This window comes from Antarctobacter sp. (assembly GCF_034670325.1).
GTDB lineage: Bacteria > Pseudomonadota > Alphaproteobacteria > Rhodobacterales > Rhodobacteraceae > Antarctobacter.
This window is the reverse complement of record NZ_JAXMNR010000002.1, coordinates 344,295-365,654: the sequence shown is the minus strand read 5'-3', so window position 1 is coordinate 365,654 and position 21,360 is coordinate 344,295. Positions and strand designations below refer to the sequence as shown.

Here is a 21,360-nt window from a genome sequence, read left to right as displayed (position 1 = left end):
TTATCAAACGCCCCACGTTTTTCGCAGGACGCGCAGCCAGTTCCCATGCGTAACCTTGGCCATCAGGCCGTCATCCACACCATGAGATCGCAGTGCCTCGATAAGGTTGGGCAGGCCCGCGCAGTCTTTGATCGGGGCGGGAACCAGAGCCCCGTCAAAATCCGATCCCAAGCCAACGCGATCCTCACCCAGCCTTTGGACCAGATGGTCAAAATGTTGCAGCATGATGTCAAGCTCAAACTCAGCATCCATGCGCCCGTCGGGCCGCAGAAAGGCGCTGGCAAAATTGATGCCCACCATTCCATCACTGTCGCGGATCATGTCCAGCTGTCGGTCGGTCAGGTTGCGCGAATGCGGACAAACCGCCCAGGCGTTGGAATGGGTCGCCACAAGCGGCGCATCACTGATCCGGGCGACATCCTCGACGCCCTTGGCGTTCAGGTGGGAGAGATCCACCAGTATCTTCAGTTGGTTACATTCCCGGATCAGCGCCTTGCCCGCCTCGGTCAGTCCGGGTCCGATGTCCGGATCAGACGGATAGCGGAACGGTACGCCATGGCCCCAGACCGTGTCCCGGCTCCAGACCGGGCCAAGCGAGCGCAATCCGCGTGCGTGCCAGGTGTGCAGGCGCTCGAATTCGCGATCCACCGCCTCGGCGCCCTCGATATGCATCACGGCGGCCATTTCCGGGGCGGGCAGGGCGGTCTCGACCTCGGCGGCTGTCCGGCAGAGGCGCACGGCACCTGTTGCCTCTAGATCCTCCAATGCCGTGAACCCGCGTTCGGTCCAGTCTAGCGCCTCTTCCTCAGACACGATCTCTGGCAGGGGGATGTCATAGGTGGCCTTTGTCATCTCTTCGTGCCGCACGGCCTTGTTGCCGGGGCTGGGTACGAAAATCGCAAACATCCCGCCGCCAAAGCCGCCACTTTGCGCGCGCGGCTTGTCGATATGACCGTCGGACAGGCCCTCCGCCACTTGCTCTGCGGTTACATCGCCCCGCAGCAGGCGCAGAACCAGATCGTTATGTCCGTCAAAGACCGGGAATTTGGTCATGTTGTCTCCAATGACAGTTTAAAACCGAAATGCGTGGCCTCGAATCCGGCGCGTTCGTAGAAACGATGGGCCTCTGTGCGGCGGCGGTCAGAGGTCAGTTGCACCAATGAGCATCCTCTGTTCCGCGCTTCCTCTATAGCCCAGTCGAGCAGTTCGTTGCCCATCCCATGACCGCGCAGTGTCCGGGCCACGCGCATCGCCTCGATCTGCGCGCGCCACGCGCCGTGCCGGGACAGGCCGGGGATGAACGACAGCAGCAATGTTGCCGCGATTTCGCCATCCACCTCGCCAACAACGAGCAAGTGGTTAGGGTCTGCTTCAATGGCGTCGAACGCGCTCTGATAGGCGGGATCGGGTCTGGCAACGTCTCGTGTCTTGCCAATGTCGTCGTCGGCATAGAGCGCGATAAGCGCGGACAGGTCACCCTGTCGGGCGAGTCGGATAGAGAGTCGGCTGTGGGTCATTCGCCAACCCTTGGCGAATACGCCGGAATAAGCAACACGTGCGCCTGATTCGAACGAAGGTCCAGTGGGGAAACATGGATTTTGGCCTGTAGCCGGTATGTGCGTCGGTTATGAATCGCCTGCGCTTGATCCGTCGTTTCAGGGCAAAGTTTGGGTGAAGGATCGGATGATATGACTGCTCCCCTGAGGCATCGCTGCGCTGGGAGCCGATGAGGTCTTGATAATCATGAGTGGCGAGAGAGCCCGGCGCGAATGTGACATCGTCCAGCGCCTGTAGCGACCCTCATAGACATAGGGGGGCTTCTGGCGGGCCCGTATTAGCGTCCTGCGGACTGGGCATCGACCGCGTTTGTCGCGGCACCTACGCCAGCCGCTACCCATGCTCACGAATTGCCCGGAAAACACGCGATCAGCACCCTTTCCACCAGCCGTTTCACAAAGCGGCAGTGGCCAAAGCAGGCTGAAGTCTACTTGGAGCCCGCGCGGAACGTTCTTAGGTCACCCGAACCAATTGTAATCGCGGAAGAATCAGGTCACCACATATTTTGTAGCCCGTTTTCTGTCCTTGAGGCTTTGTGGGCATCCCGAGGCTCTGATGCACAAATCGGCCGAACGCCGAGGGTCCGCTGTCCCGGGACGGACCAATGCCACGGCCCCAGGGGCGGTCTGCTCATCCACACAAGCTACCACGCTGGATTCACGAGATGAATCCAGCGCGAAATTTGTTTAAAAGAGCCCGCGAGGACTCGTCTCCCGTCAGGCCATCACGTCTCCGCGCTCTGGAGGTTCTTGCTTTGCAGACAGATAAGCCTTCCATCCACCGTATTCAGTAATATCATCGGCCTGCCCCATCGCGCGGCTTTCGCAGATGAACCCCTTCACCTGACGACCGTCCGACAGTTGGATCGTCCCAAGGCCAAGCGGTGCCGGGATGAGCTTCAGAAAGCTGCCAAGGGTGTCTTCGGGAAGCCGCCAGATCTCCAGCGCGATTTCCGCCCCCTTGTTTTCCGGATCGCGGACAAGGCCCGGTTTGGGCGGTGTCGTGCCAGAAAGGGCATAGAGCCGGTATTCCGAGGATGTCTTCACAGTTTCCAGTAGAACGCCCCCTTGGTCCGTCAACTGGTGGTTCAGCGGCATCCCAGTCAGATGCGCGCCGACGACCGCAAGGTCGATGTATCGCTCATCCTCCATATTCGGGACGTCCAGCGCCGTCACCGCAAGACAGTCGCGCCCCGTTGTCGGGGACAGAAGCCTGTGCATCTGTCCGCCAAGCCGGGCAAGGGCACCGTCGGTGAAGGCTGGCGCGACAAGCGTCAAACCGGCGGGCAACCCGCCAGCGCGGAACCCGGCGGGGACGGCAATCGCGGCATAGTCCAGCAGGTTGACGCAATTGGTATAGTAGCCCAATTGCTTGTTGAGCAGGATCGGTTCCGCCTCCAGCTCTGCCAGCGAGTAGAAGGACGGGGTGGTCGGAACCATCATCACGTCGATGTCGCTCCAGATCACATCAAGCGCAACCTTTGCCTCGGCGGCCTTGTAGATCGCGTCAAAGGTGTCGACCGCGCTGTATTGCAGGCCGTCCTCGACGATCTTGCGGGTGATCGGATGCAGCGGATCGGGAGAGGCGTTTAGCCAAGGCGTCATGGCATGGGTCCGCTCGGCCACCCAAGCGGATTCGTAGAGTAGCCGCGCGGTGGCGGCGAAGGGATCGAAATCGAACGGCACCAGCTGGTAGCCTGCCTTGGTCAGGGCGGTGCAGGCCGCGGCGTAGTTGTCGGCTGCATCTGTGTCGCCAAAAAATTCTAGGGAGGCGGCACTAGGCACACCGATCCGCAGGTCTTTCCGTCCCCAGCCCACGGGCGTAGCAGGGCGGGCATAGGGGTCGAGTCCGTCCACCCCTTCGACAATGCGGCGGACTGTGTCGCCGTCACAGACGCTGAGCGCGAAGACAGACAGGCAATCCTGGCTCTTGTTGGCGGGGAAAACGCCTGTCGTGGGGATCAACCCCTTGGTCGGTTTAATCCCCACGATGTTGTTGAACGCCGCGGGCACCCGGCCCGATCCGGCGGTATCCGTGCCATAGGAAAAGCTGACCAGATGCGCCGCGACCGCAACGCCGGATCCCGAACTGGAGCCGCCCGAGATCATCGTCTCATCAAACACAGAATGCGGCGCGCCATAGGGGGATCGCACTCCGACAAGCCCGGTTGCGAACTGGTCCAGGTTGGTCTTGCCGATCAGGACCGCCCCCTGATCCAGCACACGTTGCACCGCAGTGGCCGTGCGCTCTGCCGCCGGGCGCTCGGTGGCCATGCCCATGGTCGTCGGCAAACCTGCAACATCGATGTTGTCCTTCACCGCAAAGGGAACGCCGTGCAAGGCGCCACGGTCGGCGGGTGCGATGGCGTCGAGCTGTGCCGCGCGGGCCAGAACGGTTTCGCGGTCAACACGTTTGATGAAAACCGCAGGGTCGCCGTAGCTGTCACAGGCTGCAAGCACCTGTGACATGACCTCAGCGACGGTTTCCCCATCAGCATAACGGCGGGCGAGTTCGGAAAGGCGCAGATCCATTGTCAAGCCTCCTTCGGGGTCCAGATCAGGACGTTGACGGGGGTTGGGTTGAACCCGTTGCAGGGGTTGTTGATCTGCGGACAGTTCGAAATCAGGCAGATCACGTCCATTTCGGCCCGCAGGTCCAGCGAATTGCCGGGGGCCGACAACCCGTCGGAAATCGCCAGCGCGCCATTGGTCTCGATCGGGACGTTCATGAAGAAGTTGACGTTGGCGACGATGTCGCGCTTGTCCATGCCCCATTTCGCGGCCTCGGTGACAAAGTTGTCGCGGCAGGCATGCAGGTGGCGGACCTCATGGCCGAACCGCACGGTGTTGGCCTCGCAGGAACAGGCCCCGGCAGAGGTGTCATGCGCCCCGACCGTGTCGCGCACGACCGTCATCATCGGGCGGCCCTCGTTCGAGAGCAGCACCGAGCCTTCGGTGATATAGGGGGACCGCTGTGCCAGCACCGTGTCCTGAGCCGAGTAGCGTTCCGAGGTGTCGGCGGCGCTGTAGAACAGGGTATCCACGGCTTGTTGGCCTTCAAGGTCGATGACGCGCATCATCTGGCCTTTGCGGATGATCGCGGACCAGCCGACATTGGCGGGGATATGATGATTGTCGGCGTGATTGGGGGCGTCGAGCATCGGACGGGCTCCTTAAGACAAACGTTTGCGATCACCGAACAGGGCGTCGGTGTTTTCAAAGGCGCGGCGGGCCTCGACAGTGCCGGTGCGGGCCAGGTCATCCTCGGCCGCCGGTGGCGCGCGAAACTGGGTCACGGTCAGGGGCAGGGGGTCACGATCCGGCGACATCGGATGTGCCGAATTCGACAGCGCCACGATCAGGTCCATTTCGGCACGAAGATCCACGGTGAACGGGCCGCTGCAGGGTTGATCCTGCCAGGTCAACTTGCCCCCGGCAGCCACGGCTACCGGCGCAAAAAAGCTGATGCAGGGGCCGACATCACGCTTGGTCAGGCCATTTTTCAGCGCGGCGCGCAGGAAATGTGCCCGTCCGCTCTGCCAGTCGGGGCCATCGGCGGGACCGGGCTGGGACACACCGGCCAGACAGTCGGAACGGCCGAAGTCGTCGTGCGTGATTGAGACCATCGCCCGCCCCATGTCGGATAGGAGAACGCGTCCGGTGGTGATCTCGCTGGTCCATTGAACCTTGATCGTGTCGCCGGGGTTGAACCGTTCCGACGTTTCATCGCTGCGCCAGAAAGAGGCCGCGACACCGGTCGACGTGGCCGCCACCAGCCGCAAACCGTCGCCGCGCTTCAGCCGACCGTGCCAATATCCCTTGGCCGGTACGACATCGTCGAAGATCACCGATGACGCGTCGATTGAGGGCGCGTGCTGGTTGCGGGCCGACGCCTGCCTTGCGGCAAAGTCACTGCGGTGGCCGTTGCCTTCGGCCTTGAGCCTTTCGTATCGTTCCTGAGGCGTTTCGCCTTGGGTCGGTGTGCTGCGCGGGGTCATGGCGGGGCCTCCTAGGGTCTTTGGCGATAGAAAAGGGGGGCGGAAGCGGGGATCTCGCTTCCACGTTTTTGGCGCGGTCTTCCCGCAATCCATCAAAAGAATGGGTCAGGCGACCTGTGTTTCTGCCCGGCTTTCCATGGCGGCCAGCACCTCTTCCAGGCTGCGGATCGCGCCGTGCTGCAGGTATTCCATGGCGTTCAGCGAGGCCTGATGTGCCTCGATGCTGGACCCGGCCACGCAATCCTCGATCACGCGGCAGAAATAGTCTCCCTGATGACCATCGACGAAAGTGTAGTGCACGCAGACATCGGTCAGGCCTCCGACAAGGATCAGGGTCTCCGCCTTCAGACCTTTCAGCAGGATTTCCAGGTCGGTGCCGTAGAATGCCGAGTAGCGGCGTTTGGAAATACGGTAATCGTCCGGGCGCATGCCCAGCTCTTCCTCGGCGAAGGCCGTCAGCGGGTTGCTGTCAAGGCAATGCACATCTTCGCTGCCATCGGTTTCGCGCCCCATGTCGATCAGGTTCGCGCGATGGATTTCCTGGATGAAGATTACCGGGATCCCGACCTCGCGCGCGGTGTCGATTGCAACCTTGGACAGCGCCATGCGGTCCGCATAATCCGGCATATGGGCAATCGCGCGCTTGTCGTTCGGAATGGGCGCAAAGGCCGATTTTTGAATGTCGATCACGATCAGGGCCGCACGCCCTTCGATGAGATCACGTTTCTTGGTGCTGGTCATGGAGAACCCTTTCAACGGAGTATGATGAGTGACGAGGGAGTCGGAATCGTCGACCGTCTGGATCAGGCGGCGACCCGCGCCGCGCCGGGCAGTTTCGTCGTTTCGCGGGGGCGCAGGTGGCGCAGGAACCGTCTTTCGGCCAGTCGGAAGGCGAAGGTGATCAGAAAGACGATGGCCATGTAGAAAACCATCGCCGTCAGAAAGCCTTCGTAGGCGAGGTAGTAGCGGCCATTCAGCCAGCGCCCGACGCCCAGCAGATCCTGCAAGGTGACCGTGCTGGCGATCACGGACCCATGTAGCGTAAAGATGACCTCGTTCGAATAGGCGGGCAGCGCCCGGCGGAAGGCGTTCGGGAGAACGACCAGCCGCATCCGTGTGAATGGCGACATGCCGCAGGCCTTGGCCGCCTCGACCTCGCCGCGCGGCGTGGATTCGATGGCGCCGCGCAGGAACTCGGTCGTGTAGGCTGCGGTGTTCAGCGTGAAGGCAATGATGACGCACCACCACGGGCTGCTGAGGACCGGATCCCACATAAGGCTTTCCCGCACGGCCTCGAACTGACCGAGGCCGAAGTAGAACAGATAGACCTGAACCAGCAGCGGGGTGCCGCAAAAGACATATGTGTAGACGCGGATTGCGGGGTTGAGGAACGGTTTGCGATTGGCCCGCGCAATGGCCAGCGGCACGGCAATCAACCCGCCGATCAGCAGCGCGAGGAAGGTCAGTTGCAGGGTGACAAGCGCGCCCTCGAAAAAGCGGCCCAAGTTGTCGTAAATCAGAATGAAATCGATCGGCGACCGGGTTTCGCTGAAGCTTTGCAGGTAGTCGTAAAAGCTGCGTTCGGGTTCCATCGGGTTACGCCTTTGTCACGCCGGCGGCGTATTTCCGGTCGACCTTCCGCAGGATGAGATCGGACAGGCCCGTGATGATCAGGTAGACGACCATGACGGCGAGCATGAAGGAAAAGAGCTGATGCGTGGACCGGCCCGCCGAAAAGGCATTCCACACCAGATCATGCAGGCCGATCACGGATACCAGCGCCGTGGACTTGATCAGAACCAGCCAGTTGTTGGTGAAACTGGGCAGCGCAAACCGCACCATCTGCGGCCATGTCACGATGCGAAACACCTGTCCGGGGGTCATGCCCACCGCCTTGGCCGCCTCGATCTGGCCGGGGGGAATGGCAAGGACCGCACCGCGAAACGTCTCTGACATGTACGCGCCAAAGATAAAGCCCAGCGTCAGAACCCCGGCGACGAACTGGTTGATCTCGACATAGTCCCAAAGGCCCGTCAGGCCGCCAATCTGGGTCAGCAGCGTCTGGCCGCCAAAGAAGATCAGCATCATCAGCACCAGATCGGGCACGCTGCGGACAAACAGGGTATAGACGTTGCCCGCCCGCCGGATCGCGCGCTTGGGCGATAGTTTGGCGAAGGCACCGACCAGCCCCAGAACGATGGACAAAGCCAAAGACAGAACCGCCAGCGAGATCGTGACCAAGGTGCCTTCGATCAGGATCTGTCTGTATTCAAGGATCACATCCATGTGCTTGGCCCGGTTGTTGCAGCGAGGGGGCGACAGGAAAGCCGGTGGCTCCCCTGTAGCGCGGTCAGGGCAGGATCACTTGCCGTAGATGTCGACGTCGAAATACTTGTCGTTGATCTCCGCATAGGTGCCATCGGCGCGGATCGCCGCGATCGCTGCGGTCAGTTCAGCGGCAAGCGGATCGCCCTTGCGCACGGCAATTCCGGTGCCTTCGCCAAGGCAGTCGGGGTCGTCCACGTTTTCACCGAGGAAGGCAAAGCCCTGACCCTGATCGGTGTTCAGGAAACCATCGATGGCTTGCAGAGTGTTGTTCAGCTGCATGTCCAGACGCCCGGCGACCAGATCGGCGAACACGTCTTCCTGCGTGTTGTAGAGCCGCAAATCAGCCTCGGGGAAGGCTTTTTCGACGTGGCATTGCAGGGTCGTGCCGCGCAGAACGCCGATTTTCAGCCCCTTGGTGCCTTCGGGGGTCAATTCATAGGTCGCGCCTTCCTTCGCGACGAAGCGCGACGGCGTCTGGTAATACTTCGCGGAGAAATCGACCCGCTTCTTGCGGTCTTCGGTGATCGACATCGAGGCAACGATGGCGTCGTACTTCTTGGCGATCAGGGCGGGGATCATGCCGTCCCACTCCTGTTCGACCAGCTCGCATTCGCGGTTCAGCCCTTCGCACAGGGCAAGCGCGATATCGATGTCGAAACCGGAAAGCGTGCCATCCGCTTCCTTTTTCGAGAACGGAGGGTAGGCGCCTTCGACACCGATCCGCAGCGGCTCTGCCGTAGCCATTCCGGCCATCAGCAGGGTGGCTCCCACGGCGGATGCGAGAAGTGTCTTTTTGATCGTCATTTCATGGTTCCCTTGTCTGGACTTGATTGTTGAATTTGAAAGGCGAAAGCGGGTCGCACCTAATGTCGGGTGTTCGACAGAAACTCCTTGAGGCGGGCGGATTTCGGGCTGCCAAAGATCTGCTGGGGTGCGCCCTGTTCTTCGATCAGGCCTTGGTGCAGAAAGATCACCTCGGACGAGACATCGCGCGCAAATCCCATCTCATGCGTCACGACAATCATCGTGCGGCCTTCGTCGGCCAAAGAGCGGATGACTTTCAGAACCTCGCCGACAAGCTCGGGGTCGAGCGCCGAGGTCGGTTCGTCGAACAGCATGACTTCGGGTTGCATGGCCAGCGCGCGGGCGATGGCGGCGCGCTGTTGCTGACCACCGGAAATATGGGCCGGGTAATAGTCCCGACGCTCGTACATGCCGACGCGCTGCAGCACGTCCTTGGCGTGTTCGATGGCCACGGCGCGGGGCTGTTTCAGAACGTGGATCGGCCCTGCGATGACGTTTTCCAACACGGTCATGTGGGACCACAGATTGAAGGACTGAAACACCATGGCCAGCCGGGTGCGGATGCGCTCGACCTGCCGGGCGTCAGAGGGTGTCGCTTCGCCATGCAGGCCCTGGGTCATCTTGATGTCTTCGCCGTGAACAGTGATCAGCCCTGAGGACGGCGTTTCCAGCAGGTTGATGCAGCGCAGCAGCGTGCTCTTGCCGGACCCGGAGGACCCCAGCAACGAAATCACGTCGCCTTCTCGGGCCTTCAGTGAAACGCCCTTGAGCACTTCGAGCGAGCCAAAAGACTTGTGCAAATCCGTGACACTGAGCGAGACGTTAGTGTCTGTGGGCGTCATGCGTGCGTCCATTTGGGTCCCCGTTCGGCGATTGTGAGCGACGTGTTGACCCACGCTACCCGGCCAAGCCGCTGCCGAAAAAGCGCGTTTAACTTGCTCTAAGCGAAGCTTTTACCTACGCTGAAGCGATGAGAAACACGCTCCGCCATCTGAACGCGCTCCGGGTATTCGAGGCTGCGGCACGGCATTCCAACTTTGCCAAGGCGGCAAGCGAACTGAACGTCAGCCACAGCGTCGTCAGCCAGCACATCAAGAATCTGGAACTGTGGTTCGGGACCGAGCTGTTCATCCGCCATCGCAATCGGGTCGAGCTGAGCGAAAACGGGCGGGACCTTCTGCCGCAGATCGCAAGCGGGCTGCAAACCCTGACCGATGCAAGCGAAAGCCTGTTGCGCAAGACACGTTCCGGGGCTGTCGTCGTCAGCGCCGAACCAGCGATTGCCTCGCTCTGGCTGCGCAAGCGCATCACAGAGTTCTGCAGCCTTTTCCCACGCATAGAGGTGGACCTGCGACCCGCCTGGACCCCAGCGCAAATCGGAGAGGGGCATGCGGACATCGGCATCCACTTCGAAACCCGCATGCCGGGCAGCGGGGTTTTGAAGGAAAGGCTTTTCCCCATCGACGGCTTTCCGGCCGCCACGCCGCATCTGAGCGCAAAGCTCACGTCGCAGGACGATACGATCGACTGGAACCGCGCGATCCTGATCCACGACAACGGCAAGGAGACCTGGCACAAGTGGTACTCGGCCCACGAACCGCAAAGTCCTGGCTGGCGGTCGGGCAAGGTCTACTCTGACCTGTCCCTCGCAATCGATGCCGCGATAGACGGCGAAGGTGTCATCCTTGCCGACGACATCCTCTGCGAGCGAGAACTGTTGTCGGGTCAGCTTGTCCGCATGGACAAGCGTGCCATCAGATGCATCTGGTACGAAATCGGATTGGACAAGAACACCTCCGGCTCGTCCGCGTCTTCTTTTTTCAAGAACTGGCTGCTGAAGCAGACGAAATACCTGAGGGATTAGAACCCCTTGCGTCAGCCCAATTAAGTCAAGGCATAGCAGAAAAGCAGATCAGATTAACATTCTTCTTCGTTTCGGAACCGAAATTTTCGTTCGCTGGAACGACGCCATTATAGTTTCCTTTGGCCTTCGACTGTCCGTCATTTCTGTCGGACGCGGAACGCACACCCGATTATGATTTTACGTCCCGTTTCTTCAAAGACGTTCTTTTCTAATACCGGGCCTTGAACTCTTGAGCGGAGATGGACTGCTTACCGTCGGCCTGCACCATTTGCAGCCTTCGGCACAGTTGCACTTTGTGCATGGACGACTGCTTTCGCTTTCCAGGGGCCGGGCCTTTCCACTTGCGGAGAACGACCGCTTTCCGCCCGTTGTGCCGATAGAAGCGAACGGCCTCTTGCGGATATTAACGATCGCTCCAAGAGGCGGCGGCGGGGGTCATCATTTCGGCCATTCCTGCACTGTACAGCAGGTCGAGCGTTTCAGGCGGGCAACATGGTCCTTGTTCGCGTTTGGCGTTTCGTGAGCCGAAAGGTTTCCCCGCCGTGAAGGTATATCGGTGACCGCACTTTAAAGGGCTCAGGAGATACCCGATGCGGTTTTCAGGTGTTGCTGACCTGAACCTGTTTCTTGCCCGAGCGGCGCACGTCCTCGACCGAAGGCGTCGGCAGATCAAAGTAGTCCAACGTTCCAGCATAGCCGTTCCCACCCATCCGCCCCAGTGCGTCGAGCTTCTCGTGGTCGGAATAGAAGGTGTCCGGATCAATGATGTCGTCGCGGATATGCGCACGAACGATCCGTCCGAGAATGATTTCGCGTGCAGAACTGACTGCGATGCCGAGGTAGCGTTCACACTCGAAAGCCACCGGCGCTTCGGCAATGCGGGGGCAGGCCACTCGGTCGCCGGGTACTGCGGTCAACCCGGCGATCTCCAGCTCGTCCACCTCTGGCGGGAACGCCGCAGCCGTCACCGACATCGCTTCGACATTGGCGCGGTCGACGATATTGACGGTGAAGCACTCGGTCATCCGGATGTTGTAGGCCGTATCCTTGAAGCTGCGGTCCGGCTTGTTTTCGACTCCGAGCGCCAGGATCGGTGGATCAGCGGACAAGCAGTTGAAGAACGAGTAGGGCGCCGCATTGACCACCCCGTCGGGTGAGATCGTGGTGACCCAGGCGATCGGCCGCGGCACGATGGTGCCGATCATAACCTTGTACGCCTCACGCGCAGAGAGATCGGCGAAATCGAAGGCATGGTAGCCGTCTTGCAGTGTCATTGGGCCAGTTCCTTGCCGTAATGTGAGAGGATGGATTGGATACTATCTGGTTGGGCGGAGAGCGCGGCCCGACCGGCGACGGCGCCCAGATGGTGTTCCATGATTTCGATTGCGCGTTGTGCATCGCCAGCGCGGATCGCGGCTATGACCTGCGAATGCTCGTCGACCGCGCAATCAGAGGAGTGGCTGCGGGCATAAAGCGACATGATCAGAGAGCAGCGCAGTACGACCTCCGAGACGTAGCGGGTGAGCACCGGATTGCCGGTGAGTTCGGCCAGCAACACGTGAAACTCGCCCGCGAGGCGAATCGAGACCGGGCCATCCTTGCCTTTCACGGCCTCTTCCTGGCGCACATGGGCCTCCAGCCGGTCATAACCGCTGCCCGGCATCCGCTCACAAAGCAGGCGAATCACGTCGTTTTCTAGACAGCGTCGCACCTCGAAGACATGCTGCGCCTCATCGCGAGAGGGCTCGGCCACAAAGGCCCCGCGGTTGCGGCGGGTGACCACCAGCCCCTCGTGCTCCAGCCGCACCAGCGCATGGCGCACAATAGTGCGCGACACGCCGAATTGCTCACCCACGGTATCCTCGGGCAGTCGCATGCCCGGTTTCAGGGCCTGTTCGATGATTGCCTTGCGCAGCAGGTCATGCACCGCGTCGGTCAGCGTCGTCTTGGTCTCACTCATGTTCGGGTCTGCCTATCAAATTTGCACAACTTCTACCGTATACGGTTTTGGTGGTCAATTGGATACAATTTGCTTGCGGCAATGGATTTGCTGTGCCACCTAAAATGCATCGTATCCAATTTCGTCGAATCCAAAATACAATCCATGGGAAAGAGGACCTGATCATGAAACTACGTCATCTCATGCTTGCAACGGCGGCAGTTGCTGCTTTGGCAGGCACTGCGCAGGCCGAAAACGTGCTGAAATGGGGCGCCAACCGCGATATCGGCTCGCTCGATCCCTATTCGTTTGGCGACAGCTTTACGATCAACGTGCTGAACCACGTCTACGAGGGGCTGGTACGCTACAACAAGGACCTCAAGATCGAGCCGGCGCTGGCGGAAAGCTGGGAGATCCTCGACGACAAGATCACTTGGCGCTTCAAGCTGCGCGAGGGCGTCACCTTTCACAACGGCAACCCCTTCACCGCTGCGGACGTGGTCGCGTCGTTGACGCGGGTGAGCCACGAGACCTCGCCGCTGAAGGGCAACCTGCCGGCCTATGTCAGCTCCAAGGTGGTGGATGATCTGACCGTCGATATCACCCTGAACGGCACCTATCCGTTGCTGCTGAATGACCTGACCAACATCCATATTTTCGACGAGGAATGGATGACCGAGAACGACTCGTTGATGCCGACTGACGTGGGCGCCGGCACCGAGGGCTATGCGACCTATAATGCGAACGGGACCGGGCCGTTCATCGTCGAAAGCCGCCAGCCCGACGCCAAGACCGTCTTTGTCGTCAATCCCGACTGGTGGGATGAGCCGCTGCACAATCTCGACAAGTTCGAGTTGCTGCCCGTGAACTCGGCCGCGACCCGCGTTGCCGCGTTGCTGTCAGGCGAGATCAGCTTTACCAATGACGCCCCGGTTCAGGACCTGCCGCGTCTGGTTGCCGCGCCAAATGTCGAGGTGCTGGAAGGCGTCGACCTGCGCACCGTGATGATCGGTTTTCCCTTCCGCGACACGCTGACCACGGGCGAACCCAACCCGTTCAAGGAAAAGTCCGTGCGCGAGGCGCTGTACAAGGCGATCGACCTCGACCTGATCCACCAGAGGATCATGCGCGGGAAATCCCGCAATGCCGGTGCCACCATCGCGCCGCCGATCCCGGGCTATACCGAGGCGCTGGACACCCTGCCGGGCTATGATCCCGAAGCCTCCAAGGCGCTGCTGGCCGAGGCGGGCGTGCCCGAGGGGCTGGAATTCGAGTTCAACTGCCTCAGTGACGGGCTGGTGAACGAAGAGCAGTTCTGCCAGGCCATCGCGTCGATGTGGTCGCGCATCGGTCTGTCGCCCAAGCTAGACGTGGCGCCGCGCGCGGTGCAATCGCCGAAGCGGACCAATGGCACGACCGATGTCTACACCCTTGGCTGGGCGACGCTGCCGCTGCTCGACAGCTATTCGCCGCTGCTGCAGATCTTCCACTCCAAGGACGGCAATGCCGGTGTCTTCAACTGGGGTGGCTGGTCCTACCCCGAGCTGGATGCACTGATCGACGCGGCAGGCAAGGAGCTTGACCTCGATACGCGGCTGGCGCTGCAGACCGAGGCCCTGCAGATCGTCAAGGACGAGATGATCATGATCCCGTTGCACCAGCAGCCGATGGCCTGGGCCGTGACCGAGGAAGTCTCCGAGATGCCGCTGTTCCCCGATGCCAAGCCGCGGCTCTGGTTTGCGCAAATGGGCTCCGGCTCCTGATGTCGAGGCCGGACCGTCCTTCGGGGCGGTCCGGTACAGCTTTCCGCCGTATCAAATCGGAGACCTGAATGATTGCCTTCCTTCTCAAACGCACCGCCAATGCGGCCTTTGTCATGCTGGCGGTGGCGCTGCTGGCCTTCGTGATCTTTCGCTTCTTCGGTGATCCGGTCGAAATGATGGTGAACGAGCAAGCCACCCAGCAGGACCGCATCGAACTGCGCGAGCGGTTGGGGCTGAACGATGGGTTCGTGACCCAGTACACCCGCTTTGTCACCAATGCGGTGCAGGGCGATTTCGGGATTTCCTATCGCAACCAGCAGGACGTGATGGTGCTGATCAAGGAGCGTTTCCCGGCGACCTTTGAGCTGGTGCTGGTGGCCACCGTGATCTCGCTGGTGGTGGGTATCCCTGCCGGGGTGATCACGGCGGTCCATCGCGACAGCCGATTGGCCAACATATTGCAACTGGGCTCGATCGTCGGGGTGTCCCTGCCAAGTTTCGTGGTGGGCATCCTGCTGATCCTGGCATTCTCGGTCTCGCTTGGCTGGCTGCCGGCCTTTGGGCGCGGCGAGACGGTGGACATCGGCTGGTGGTCGACTGGGCTGCTGACGTCCTCTGGACGGGCGGCGCTGGTGCTGCCGGCGATCTCGCTGTCGACCTTCCAGGTCACGCTGGTGATGCGGCTGGTGCGGGCCGAGATGCTGGAAACCCTGCGCGCCGATTATATCAAGTTCGCCCGTGCCCGTGGTGTGCCGACGGCCCGCGTGCAATGGCGCCACGCGCTGCGCAACTGCCTGATGCCGGTGATCACCCTGACCGGCATGCAGATCGGCAATCTGATCGCCTTTGCGCTGGTGACCGAGACTGTGTTTCAATGGCCCGGCATGGGGATGCTCTTTATCCAGGCGGTGACCTTTGTCGACCTGCCGGTGATGGCCGCCTATCTGATGATCGTCTCTTTCATCTTCGTCGTGCTCAATACCCTTGTCGACATCACCTACGCCTGGGTCGATCCGCGCCTGCGCGACGACAGCGCCCGTGGCAATGGCTGAACCGGAGACCCCAATGGACAAGACCGTTACCATGACCCCAACGACCGCCCCGGAACGCCCCTCACGGCTGGCGCGCCTGCGCGAGAGCGACCTTTGGCATTCCTTTCGCACGCACCCTTCGGCGATCTTTGCCGCGGCGCTGCTGGCGCTGGTGGCGCTGACCGCCTTCCTCGCGCCCTGGATCACGCCGCAGAACCCTTATGACCTGGCGGCGCTGGAGCTTTGGAACTCCGAGATCCCGCCGATCTGGGAGGCGGGCGGCCAATGGCCCTACCTGCTGGGCACCGATACGCAAGGCCGCGATATCCTGTCGGCGGTGCTGTACGGGTCGCGCATTTCGCTGATCATCGGCTTTGCCTCGGTGATGTTGGCGCTGGTGGTGGGCCTGTCGCTGGGCCTGATCGCGGGCTATTTCGGCGGCTGGATCGACAACGTGATCATGCGGGTGGGTGACGTTCTGTTGTCGATGCCTTTCATCCTGATCGCCATCCTGATCACCGCCATCGCCAACGCCTCGCTGCCCACGGCGTTGAAGGACGTACTGGCGGCGCCGATTCTGATCTTTGCCATCGCCGTGCCGTCTTGGGTGCAATACGCCCGCACCGTTCGGGCCTCGGCCATGGTGGAGGCGAAAAAAGAATACGTGCAGGCGGCCAAGCTGATCCGGGTGAAATCCTGGCGGGTGATGCTGCACCATATCCTGCCCAACTGCCTGACGCCGATCATGGTGGCGGCGACGTTGAACTTTGGCCTTGCGATCCTGTCCGAGGCGACGCTTTCCTTCCTTGGAGTCGGTATGCCCCCCGATCAGCCGTCGCTCGGTACGCTGATCCGGATCGGCAATCAGTATCTCTTCTCGGGCCTGTGGTGGATCGTGGTCTTTCCGTCGATCCAACTGTGCCTGATCGTTTTGTCGGTCAACATGATCGGCGACTGGCTGCGCGATGCCCTCAACCCCAAACTGCGGTGAATACAGTGACTTCCAAGATCCTCAAAAATATCCGCCCGATGGGCGGCCCGACCACCGACCTGCATATCACCGATGGCGTATTTGTCGCCGAAGCACCCGCAGGGGCCGAGGTGATCGACGGCGGCGGGCGCATCGTGATCCCCGGGCTGGTCGAGGCGCATACCCATCTCGACAAGTCACTGCTTGGCCTGCCGTGGTATCGCAATGAGGTCGGCCCCCGGCTGATCGACAAGATCAACAACGAGCGCGAGGTGAAGGTCTCGCTGGGCCTTGATCCGCAGGTGCAGAGCGAGCGCCACGCCATCCTTGCCATGTCGCACGGCTGCACGCACATCCGCAGCCATGTGGACGTCGACACGCACCACGGGCTGGCCGGGATCGAAGGCGTCATGGCCACCCGCGATAAATTGGCGGGCATGGTCAATATCGAGATCGTGGCCTTTCCCCAGTCCGGCATGATGACCCGCCCCGGCACCGCCGAGCTGATGGACGAGGCGCTGGCGATGGGGGCTGACCTGGTAGGCGGCATCGATCCCTGCGGGATGGAGCATGATCCCAAGGGCCATCTCGATACGGTCTTTGCGCTGGCCGAGAAACACGGCAAGCCGGTGGACATTCACCTGCATGAACGCGACGCGCTTGGCTGGTTCTCGATGGAAGAGATCATCGACCGTACCGTGGCACTGGGGATGCAGGGCAAGGTGTCAATTTCCCACGCCTTCTGCCTAGGCGCGGTGGACCGCGCCTATGTGGCGGGCTTGCAGGAAAAGCTGGCCGAGAATCGCATTCACATCCTGACCACCGCCCCCGCGTCGGCCCCGGTGCCAGCGGTCAAGGAGTTGAAGGCACATGGCATTCTGACCGGTGCGGGGTGCGACGGTATCCGCGACACCTGGGGGCCGTATGGCAACTCGGACATGCTGGAAAAGGCGATGCAGATCGGCATGCGCAACAACCTGCGCCGTGATGACGAAGTGGAATTGGCGCTGGAGATCTGCACCTTTGGCGGGGCCGGGATCATGGGGGTCGAGGGCTACGGACTGGACGTCGGCTGTCGCGCCGATTGCCTGCTTGTCGAGGGCGAGACCTTGGCCGAGGCGGTCGTGATCCACGCGCCGCGCAAGCTGGTGCTCAAGGGCGGCGAGGTGATCGCCCGTGACGGTGCCTGCGTGATCGAGGCGCCGTGATGGAGGGCGTGATGCAGGGCCGGACGCTTCTTTCAGCGCAATGGGTAATCGGCCATCGCGATGGGCGCCACCTCGTTCATGAGAATGGCGTCGTGGTGATCGAAGGAACCGAAGTGCTGTATGTCGGCGCGTCTTTCGACGGTCAGGTCGCACGGCGGATCGACTATGGCGCGGCGGTGATTTCGCCCGGTTTTATCGACCTTGATGCGCTGTCGGATCTCGATACCACCATCCTTGGCTTCGACAATGGTCCTGCGTGGAAAAAGGGCCGGGTCTGGCCGGAAAGCTACATCGCGCGCGGTCCGTATGAGATGTACGGGCCGGAAGAACTGGCCTTTCAGAAGCGCCATGCCTTTGCGCAACTGATCCGCAACGGCATCACCACGGCGCTGCCCATCGCCTCGCTGTTCTACCGCGCATGGGGCGAGACGGTGGCAGAGTTCGACGCCGCCGCCGAAGCCGCCGAAGACCTCGGGCTGCGGGCCTACCTTGGGCCGGCCTATCGCACCGGCGGGCAGGTGACGGATGAGGCCGGCACCATCCGCGCGGTCTTTGACGAGTCGCGCGGGCTGGCGGGCCTTGATGAGGCCGCTGATTTTGCGCGGCGCATCGACGGTGTCGCTGGGGGCCGCATCCGGGCGATGTTCGCCCCTGACCGGATCGAGACCTGCACCGAAGGGCTGCTCCGCCGCACCGCCGACATGGCCGGGGAAATGGGCGCGCCGGTGCGCCAGCATTGCAGCCAGTCGCCGGTGGAATTGCGGCTGGTGCGCGAACAGCACGGCTGCGCGTCGATCGAATGGCTGAACCGCATCGGAGCGCTGCGCGGCAACTGGCTGCTGCCGCACGGCACGCAGGCGACGGAGGCAGAGTTCGATCTGATCGCCGGGGCAGGGGCCACGCTGGTGCACTGCCCGCTGGTCAGCGCACGGCATGGCGGGATGCTGAAGAGTTTTCCCAGGGCCCGCGCCAAGGGTATCAATATCGGCCTTGGCACCGATACGCACCCCGCCGACATGATCCTGAACATGCAGATCGGCATGATGACCGCGCGGCTGGCCGAGGGGATGGAAGCGATCCGTTCGGAAGACATGTTCGACGCCGCCACTCTGGGCGGCGCGCAGGCGCTGAACCGGCCCGATCTGGGGCGCCTTGCCCCCGGAACCAAGGCCGATATTGCCGTGATCGACCTGCGGCACAGCTTGCAGACGCCCGACCCGGTGCAGACGCTGATGACCTCCGCCTCGGGCCGCGATGTGCGCGATGTCTGGATCGACGGGCGGCGGGTGATGGCCGATGGCGTGATCCCTGGTGTCGATGCCACCGCCGACGCCGCCCGCGCACAGGCGCAATTCGACGGGCTGATCGCCAAGTATCCAGACCGCACCGCCGGGCACCCGCCTGTGTCTGAGATATTCACCCCCAGCTACGAGAGGGCCGCGCCATGAGCGATGTCGTTTTAGACGTGCAGAACCTGCGTGTCGAATTTCCCACCCGAAAGGGCGTGCTGACCGCCGTCGACGATATCTCGCTGCAGATTCGGCGCGGCGAGATCCTCGGCATGGTCGGTGAATCCGGTGCCGGGAAATCCATGACCGGCATGTCGATCCTTGGTCTGCTGGAACCGCCGGGCAGGATCGCTGCCGGCACGATCCACCTCTCGGGTGACCGGATCGACAATCTCGATGACCGGGCCATGCAGGCCGTGCGTGGCCGCCGCATCGGCGCGATCTTTCAGGACCCGCTCACCTCGCTCAACCCGCTGTTCCGGGTCGGCGACCAACTGGTCGAAACCATCCGCCTGCACACCGATCTCGACAAACCACGCGCCCGCGAGCGCGCCAAGGAACTGATGCGCGAGGTCGGCATCCCGGCGGTCGAAGAGCGCATCGACAGCTACCCGCACCAATTCTCGGGCGGGATGCGGCAGCGGATCGTGATCGCTCTCGCGCTTTGCGCCGAGCCCGAATTGATCGTGGCGGACGAGCCGACAACCGCGCTCGATGTGTCCATCCAGGCGCAGATCACGGCGCTGTTGAAACGGCTTTGCCGCGAAAGGGGCACGGCGGTGATGTTGGTGACCCACGACATGGGCGTGATCGCCGAAACCGCCGACCGGGTGGCGGTGATGTATGCCGGGCGGCTGGCCGAAATCGGCGAGGTCGAAGACGTGGTACGGCGTCCACAGCATCCCTACACCAAAGGGCTCATGGGCTCGATCCCCTCGCTGCGCAAGGACGTCGAAGAGCTGCAGATGATCCCCGGCTCGATGCCGCGGCTCAATGCCATCCCGCCGGGTTGCGCCTTCAACCCGCGCTGTGCCCACGCCGGGCCGCGCTGCCGGGCCGAGGTGCCGCGCATCGCCAGTGGCGAAACCACCGGCGCCGCCTGCTGGCTGGCGCAGACCGGAACTGCCCTCACCCCCGGAGAAGCCGCATGACCCTTCGCCCCAATGCCATACTCGAAGTGGACGCGCTGGAACGCCGCTTCGACGTCTCTGCTCCCTGGCTCAATCGCGTGATCGAGCGCAAGCCGCGCAAGACCCTGCGCGCTGTGGATGGCGTCGATTTCATCATCCAGCGCGGTCAGACGCTGGCGCTGGTTGGCGAAAGCGGCTGCGGCAAGAGCACCATCGCCAAGCTGGTCACCGGGCTGCACGCGCCCTCGGGCGGCAGCATCCGGTTCCACGGCGACCGCGATCGGCTACAGATGATCTTTCAGGATCCCTTTGCGAGCCTCAACCCGCGTTGGCGCGTCGCCCGGATCATTGCCGAACCGCTGCGTACGCTGAAACCCGACACGCCCGAGGCAGAGGTTTCGGCCCGTGTCGACGAACTGTTGCGCACCGTGGGGCTGGCCCCGGCGGACGGGCTGAAGTTCCCGCACGAGTTCTCGGGCGGCCAGCGGCAGCGCATCTCCATCGCCCGCGCGCTGGCCGGTGAGCCGGAGTTCCTGGTCTGCGACGAGCCGACCTCGGCGCTGGACGTCTCGGTGCAGGCGCAGGTGCTGAACCTGATGAAACGGCTGCAAAAAGAGATGGACCTGACCTATCTCTTCATCAGTCACGATCTGAGCGTGGTGCGGCACATGGCCGATGTGATCGCGGTGATGTACCTAGGCCGTATCGTCGAGATCCAGCCGACCGCCGATCTCTTTGCCAATCCGCTGCACCCCTATACCCGGCTGCTGCTGGAAACGATCCCTGACCTCGAAGCGCCCAAGCGCGACCGCAGCCCGATGGGGGGAGAGGTGCCTTCGCCGGTCTCGCCGCCTTCAGGCTGCAGCTTTCATCCGCGTTGCCCGCTGGTCTTTGACCGCTGCAAGACCGAGCGCCCGCAGCGCAGCGCCACTGTCCACAATCGCCGCGTCGCCTGTTTTGCGGCAGAAGAAGGCCGACCCGATGTACAATGAAACCTTCCTGCGCCGCGCCATCGAAATTTCGGCACAGGCGCTGAATACCCCCGGCACCGAGCCCTTTGGCGCGGTCATCGTCAAGGACGGCAAGATCGTCGGTGAGGGCATCAACCGCTCCGTGATGAACCACGATCCGACCTCACATGGCGAGACTGAGGCGATCCGGGACGCCTGTCGCAATCTCGAAACCGTCGATCTGCGCGGCTGCGAGCTCTACTCCAGCTGCGAGCCCTGCGCGCTCTGCGTGGCGGCAATGAATATCGCCGGGATCGCCGCGCTTTACTACGCCGCCGACATGGCGCAGGCCGGTGACGCCATCGCCGATTTGCCCGAGGCCGCGCGCTTTCCGGTGGATGTCGACCGTTTGACCCATGAATGCGGGCACCCGGTCGCGGAGAGGATCATGCCATCCGAACAACATCTGGACGCCGAGGCCACAAAGATCCTGCGCGATTGGGCCAGCTTTGCTAGGTCTCAGGTCTGAC

21 protein-coding genes are annotated in these 21,360 nt (G+C 62.2%); 9 read left to right on the top strand and 12 right to left on the bottom strand.

What is annotated here, in order from left to right; genetic code table 11:
• Positions 1–3: 3 nt before the first annotated feature.
• From VOI21_RS06910 to VOI21_RS06865, 10 genes are all read right to left on the bottom strand, one after another.
• Positions 4–1,053 carry a dipeptidase gene (locus VOI21_RS06910; RefSeq protein WP_323769055.1) on the bottom strand — a complete coding sequence of 350 codons (1,050 nt, stop codon included), beginning with the start codon at positions 1,051–1,053 and terminating at the stop codon, positions 4–6.
• Entirely contained in the window at positions 1,050–1,517 is a 468-nt protein-coding gene (locus VOI21_RS06905; RefSeq protein WP_323769054.1) for a GNAT family N-acetyltransferase, read from the bottom strand. The genes VOI21_RS06910 and VOI21_RS06905 overlap by 4 nt, the downstream gene beginning before the upstream one ends.
• A gap of 756 nt (positions 1,518–2,273) precedes the next feature.
• Complete coding sequence (atzF, locus tag VOI21_RS06900; RefSeq protein WP_323769053.1) at positions 2,274–4,088, bottom strand: allophanate hydrolase; 1,815 nt, start codon at positions 4,086–4,088, stop codon at positions 2,274–2,276.
• 2 nt (positions 4,089–4,090) lie between these two features.
• Positions 4,091–4,717, bottom strand: coding sequence for an urea amidolyase associated protein UAAP2 (locus tag VOI21_RS06895; RefSeq protein ID WP_323769052.1), 627 nt, complete (start codon positions 4,715–4,717; stop codon positions 4,091–4,093).
• 12 nt (positions 4,718–4,729) lie between these two features.
• The gene (locus VOI21_RS06890; protein WP_323769051.1) at positions 4,730–5,554 is read right to left on the bottom strand and encodes an urea amidolyase associated protein UAAP1; all 825 of its coding nucleotides are present in this window, start codon (positions 5,552–5,554) and stop codon (positions 4,730–4,732) included.
• A gap of 105 nt (positions 5,555–5,659) precedes the next feature.
• Positions 5,660–6,295: a cysteine hydrolase gene (locus VOI21_RS06885; RefSeq protein WP_323769050.1), complete on the bottom strand. Its 636-nt coding sequence runs from the start codon at positions 6,293–6,295 to the stop codon at positions 5,660–5,662.
• 62 nt (positions 6,296–6,357) lie between these two features.
• Positions 6,358–7,146 (bottom strand): ABC transporter permease, encoded by a 789-nt coding sequence (locus tag VOI21_RS06880; protein ID WP_323769049.1) that lies wholly within the window; start codon positions 7,144–7,146, stop codon positions 6,358–6,360.
• 4 nt (positions 7,147–7,150) lie between these two features.
• On the bottom strand, positions 7,151–7,840 hold the full coding sequence (locus VOI21_RS06875; protein WP_323769048.1) for an ABC transporter permease subunit: 690 nt from the start codon (positions 7,838–7,840) through the stop codon (positions 7,151–7,153).
• A 75-nt stretch (positions 7,841–7,915) separates the two neighbouring features.
• Complete coding sequence (locus tag VOI21_RS06870; protein ID WP_323769047.1) at positions 7,916–8,686, bottom strand: transporter substrate-binding domain-containing protein; 771 nt, start codon at positions 8,684–8,686, stop codon at positions 7,916–7,918.
• Between the two features lie 59 nt (positions 8,687–8,745).
• A complete protein-coding gene (locus VOI21_RS06865; RefSeq protein WP_323769046.1) occupies positions 8,746–9,528 on the bottom strand; it encodes an ABC transporter ATP-binding protein in 783 nt (260 codons plus the stop codon).
• Positions 9,529–9,656: 128 nt separating this feature from the next.
• Here VOI21_RS06865 and VOI21_RS06860 point away from each other — a divergent pair, with 128 nt between their 5' ends.
• Complete coding sequence (locus tag VOI21_RS06860) at positions 9,657–10,550, top strand: LysR family transcriptional regulator (RefSeq protein ID WP_323769045.1); 894 nt, start codon at positions 9,657–9,659, stop codon at positions 10,548–10,550.
• A 599-nt stretch (positions 10,551–11,149) separates the two neighbouring features.
• On the opposite strand, the gene VOI21_RS06855 is transcribed toward VOI21_RS06860, so the two are convergent.
• Together VOI21_RS06855 and VOI21_RS06850 are read right to left on the bottom strand one after the other, a co-directional pair.
• The gene (locus VOI21_RS06855; protein ID WP_323769044.1) at positions 11,150–11,824 is read right to left on the bottom strand and encodes a flavin reductase family protein; all 675 of its coding nucleotides are present in this window, start codon (positions 11,822–11,824) and stop codon (positions 11,150–11,152) included.
• Complete coding sequence (locus tag VOI21_RS06850) at positions 11,821–12,510, bottom strand: GntR family transcriptional regulator (protein ID WP_323769043.1); 690 nt, start codon at positions 12,508–12,510, stop codon at positions 11,821–11,823. The genes VOI21_RS06855 and VOI21_RS06850 overlap by 4 nt, the downstream gene beginning before the upstream one ends.
• Before the next feature lie 164 nt (positions 12,511–12,674).
• Between VOI21_RS06850 and VOI21_RS06845 the strand changes: the two genes are divergently transcribed.
• From VOI21_RS06845 to VOI21_RS06810, 8 genes are all read left to right on the top strand, one after another.
• Positions 12,675–14,252 carry an ABC transporter substrate-binding protein gene (locus VOI21_RS06845; protein ID WP_323769042.1) on the top strand — a complete coding sequence of 526 codons (1,578 nt, stop codon included), beginning with the start codon at positions 12,675–12,677 and terminating at the stop codon, positions 14,250–14,252.
• Between the two features lie 68 nt (positions 14,253–14,320).
• Positions 14,321–15,304 carry an ABC transporter permease gene (locus tag VOI21_RS06840; RefSeq protein WP_323769041.1) on the top strand — a complete coding sequence of 328 codons (984 nt, stop codon included), beginning with the start codon at positions 14,321–14,323 and terminating at the stop codon, positions 15,302–15,304.
• Positions 15,305–15,317: 13 nt separating this feature from the next.
• Positions 15,318–16,274, top strand: coding sequence for an ABC transporter permease (locus VOI21_RS06835; RefSeq protein WP_323769040.1), 957 nt, complete (start codon positions 15,318–15,320; stop codon positions 16,272–16,274).
• Positions 16,275–16,279: 5 nt separating this feature from the next.
• The gene (locus tag VOI21_RS06830; protein ID WP_323769039.1) at positions 16,280–17,461 is read left to right on the top strand and encodes an amidohydrolase family protein; all 1,182 of its coding nucleotides are present in this window, start codon (positions 16,280–16,282) and stop codon (positions 17,459–17,461) included.
• Between the two features lie 11 nt (positions 17,462–17,472).
• Complete coding sequence (locus VOI21_RS06825; RefSeq protein ID WP_323769038.1) at positions 17,473–18,909, top strand: chlorohydrolase family protein; 1,437 nt, start codon at positions 17,473–17,475, stop codon at positions 18,907–18,909.
• Positions 18,906–19,901 carry an ABC transporter ATP-binding protein gene (locus tag VOI21_RS06820; protein WP_323769037.1) on the top strand — a complete coding sequence of 332 codons (996 nt, stop codon included), beginning with the start codon at positions 18,906–18,908 and terminating at the stop codon, positions 19,899–19,901. The genes VOI21_RS06825 and VOI21_RS06820 overlap by 4 nt, the downstream gene beginning before the upstream one ends.
• Positions 19,898–20,872 (top strand): oligopeptide/dipeptide ABC transporter ATP-binding protein, encoded by a 975-nt coding sequence (locus VOI21_RS06815; RefSeq protein ID WP_323769036.1) that lies wholly within the window; start codon positions 19,898–19,900, stop codon positions 20,870–20,872. Before VOI21_RS06820 ends, VOI21_RS06815 begins: the two co-directional genes overlap by 4 nt.
• Positions 20,862–21,359: a nucleoside deaminase gene (locus VOI21_RS06810; RefSeq protein ID WP_323769035.1), complete on the top strand. Its 498-nt coding sequence runs from the start codon at positions 20,862–20,864 to the stop codon at positions 21,357–21,359. Before VOI21_RS06815 ends, VOI21_RS06810 begins: the two co-directional genes overlap by 11 nt.
• The last annotated feature ends 1 nt before the right edge of the window (position 21,360 follow it).

Excerpts from the sequence above, each read along its gene's own strand:
- VOI21_RS06910 (WP_323769055.1), bottom strand. The coding sequence starts at position 1,053 with ATGACCAAATTCCCGGTCTTTGACGGACATAACGATCTGGTTCTGCGC.
- VOI21_RS06905 (WP_323769054.1), bottom strand. The coding sequence starts at position 1,517 with ATGACCCACAGCCGACTCTCTATCCGACTCGCCCGACAGGGTGACCTG.
- atzF (WP_323769053.1), bottom strand. The coding sequence starts at position 4,088 with ATGGATCTGCGCCTTTCCGAACTCGCCCGCCGTTATGCTGATGGGGAA.
- VOI21_RS06895 (WP_323769052.1), bottom strand. The coding sequence starts at position 4,717 with ATGCTCGACGCCCCCAATCACGCCGACAATCATCATATCCCCGCCAAT.
- VOI21_RS06890 (WP_323769051.1), bottom strand. The coding sequence starts at position 5,554 with ATGACCCCGCGCAGCACACCGACCCAAGGCGAAACGCCTCAGGAACGA.
- VOI21_RS06885 (WP_323769050.1), bottom strand. The coding sequence starts at position 6,295 with ATGACCAGCACCAAGAAACGTGATCTCATCGAAGGGCGTGCGGCCCTG.
- VOI21_RS06880 (WP_323769049.1), bottom strand. The coding sequence starts at position 7,146 with ATGGAACCCGAACGCAGCTTTTACGACTACCTGCAAAGCTTCAGCGAA.
- VOI21_RS06875 (WP_323769048.1), bottom strand. The coding sequence starts at position 7,840 with ATGGATGTGATCCTTGAATACAGACAGATCCTGATCGAAGGCACCTTG.
- VOI21_RS06870 (WP_323769047.1), bottom strand. The coding sequence starts at position 8,686 with ATGACGATCAAAAAGACACTTCTCGCATCCGCCGTGGGAGCCACCCTG.
- VOI21_RS06865 (WP_323769046.1), bottom strand. The coding sequence starts at position 9,528 with ATGACGCCCACAGACACTAACGTCTCGCTCAGTGTCACGGATTTGCAC.
- VOI21_RS06860 (WP_323769045.1), top strand. The coding sequence starts at position 9,657 with ATGAGAAACACGCTCCGCCATCTGAACGCGCTCCGGGTATTCGAGGCT.
- VOI21_RS06855 (WP_323769044.1), bottom strand. The coding sequence starts at position 11,824 with ATGACACTGCAAGACGGCTACCATGCCTTCGATTTCGCCGATCTCTCT.
- VOI21_RS06850 (WP_323769043.1), bottom strand. The coding sequence starts at position 12,510 with ATGAGTGAGACCAAGACGACGCTGACCGACGCGGTGCATGACCTGCTG.
- VOI21_RS06845 (WP_323769042.1), top strand. The coding sequence starts at position 12,675 with ATGAAACTACGTCATCTCATGCTTGCAACGGCGGCAGTTGCTGCTTTG.
- VOI21_RS06840 (WP_323769041.1), top strand. The coding sequence starts at position 14,321 with ATGATTGCCTTCCTTCTCAAACGCACCGCCAATGCGGCCTTTGTCATG.
- VOI21_RS06835 (WP_323769040.1), top strand. The coding sequence starts at position 15,318 with ATGGACAAGACCGTTACCATGACCCCAACGACCGCCCCGGAACGCCCC.
- VOI21_RS06825 (WP_323769038.1), top strand. The coding sequence starts at position 17,473 with ATGCAGGGCCGGACGCTTCTTTCAGCGCAATGGGTAATCGGCCATCGC.
- VOI21_RS06820 (WP_323769037.1), top strand. The coding sequence starts at position 18,906 with ATGAGCGATGTCGTTTTAGACGTGCAGAACCTGCGTGTCGAATTTCCC.
- VOI21_RS06815 (WP_323769036.1), top strand. The coding sequence starts at position 19,898 with ATGACCCTTCGCCCCAATGCCATACTCGAAGTGGACGCGCTGGAACGC.
- VOI21_RS06810 (WP_323769035.1), top strand. The coding sequence starts at position 20,862 with ATGTACAATGAAACCTTCCTGCGCCGCGCCATCGAAATTTCGGCACAG.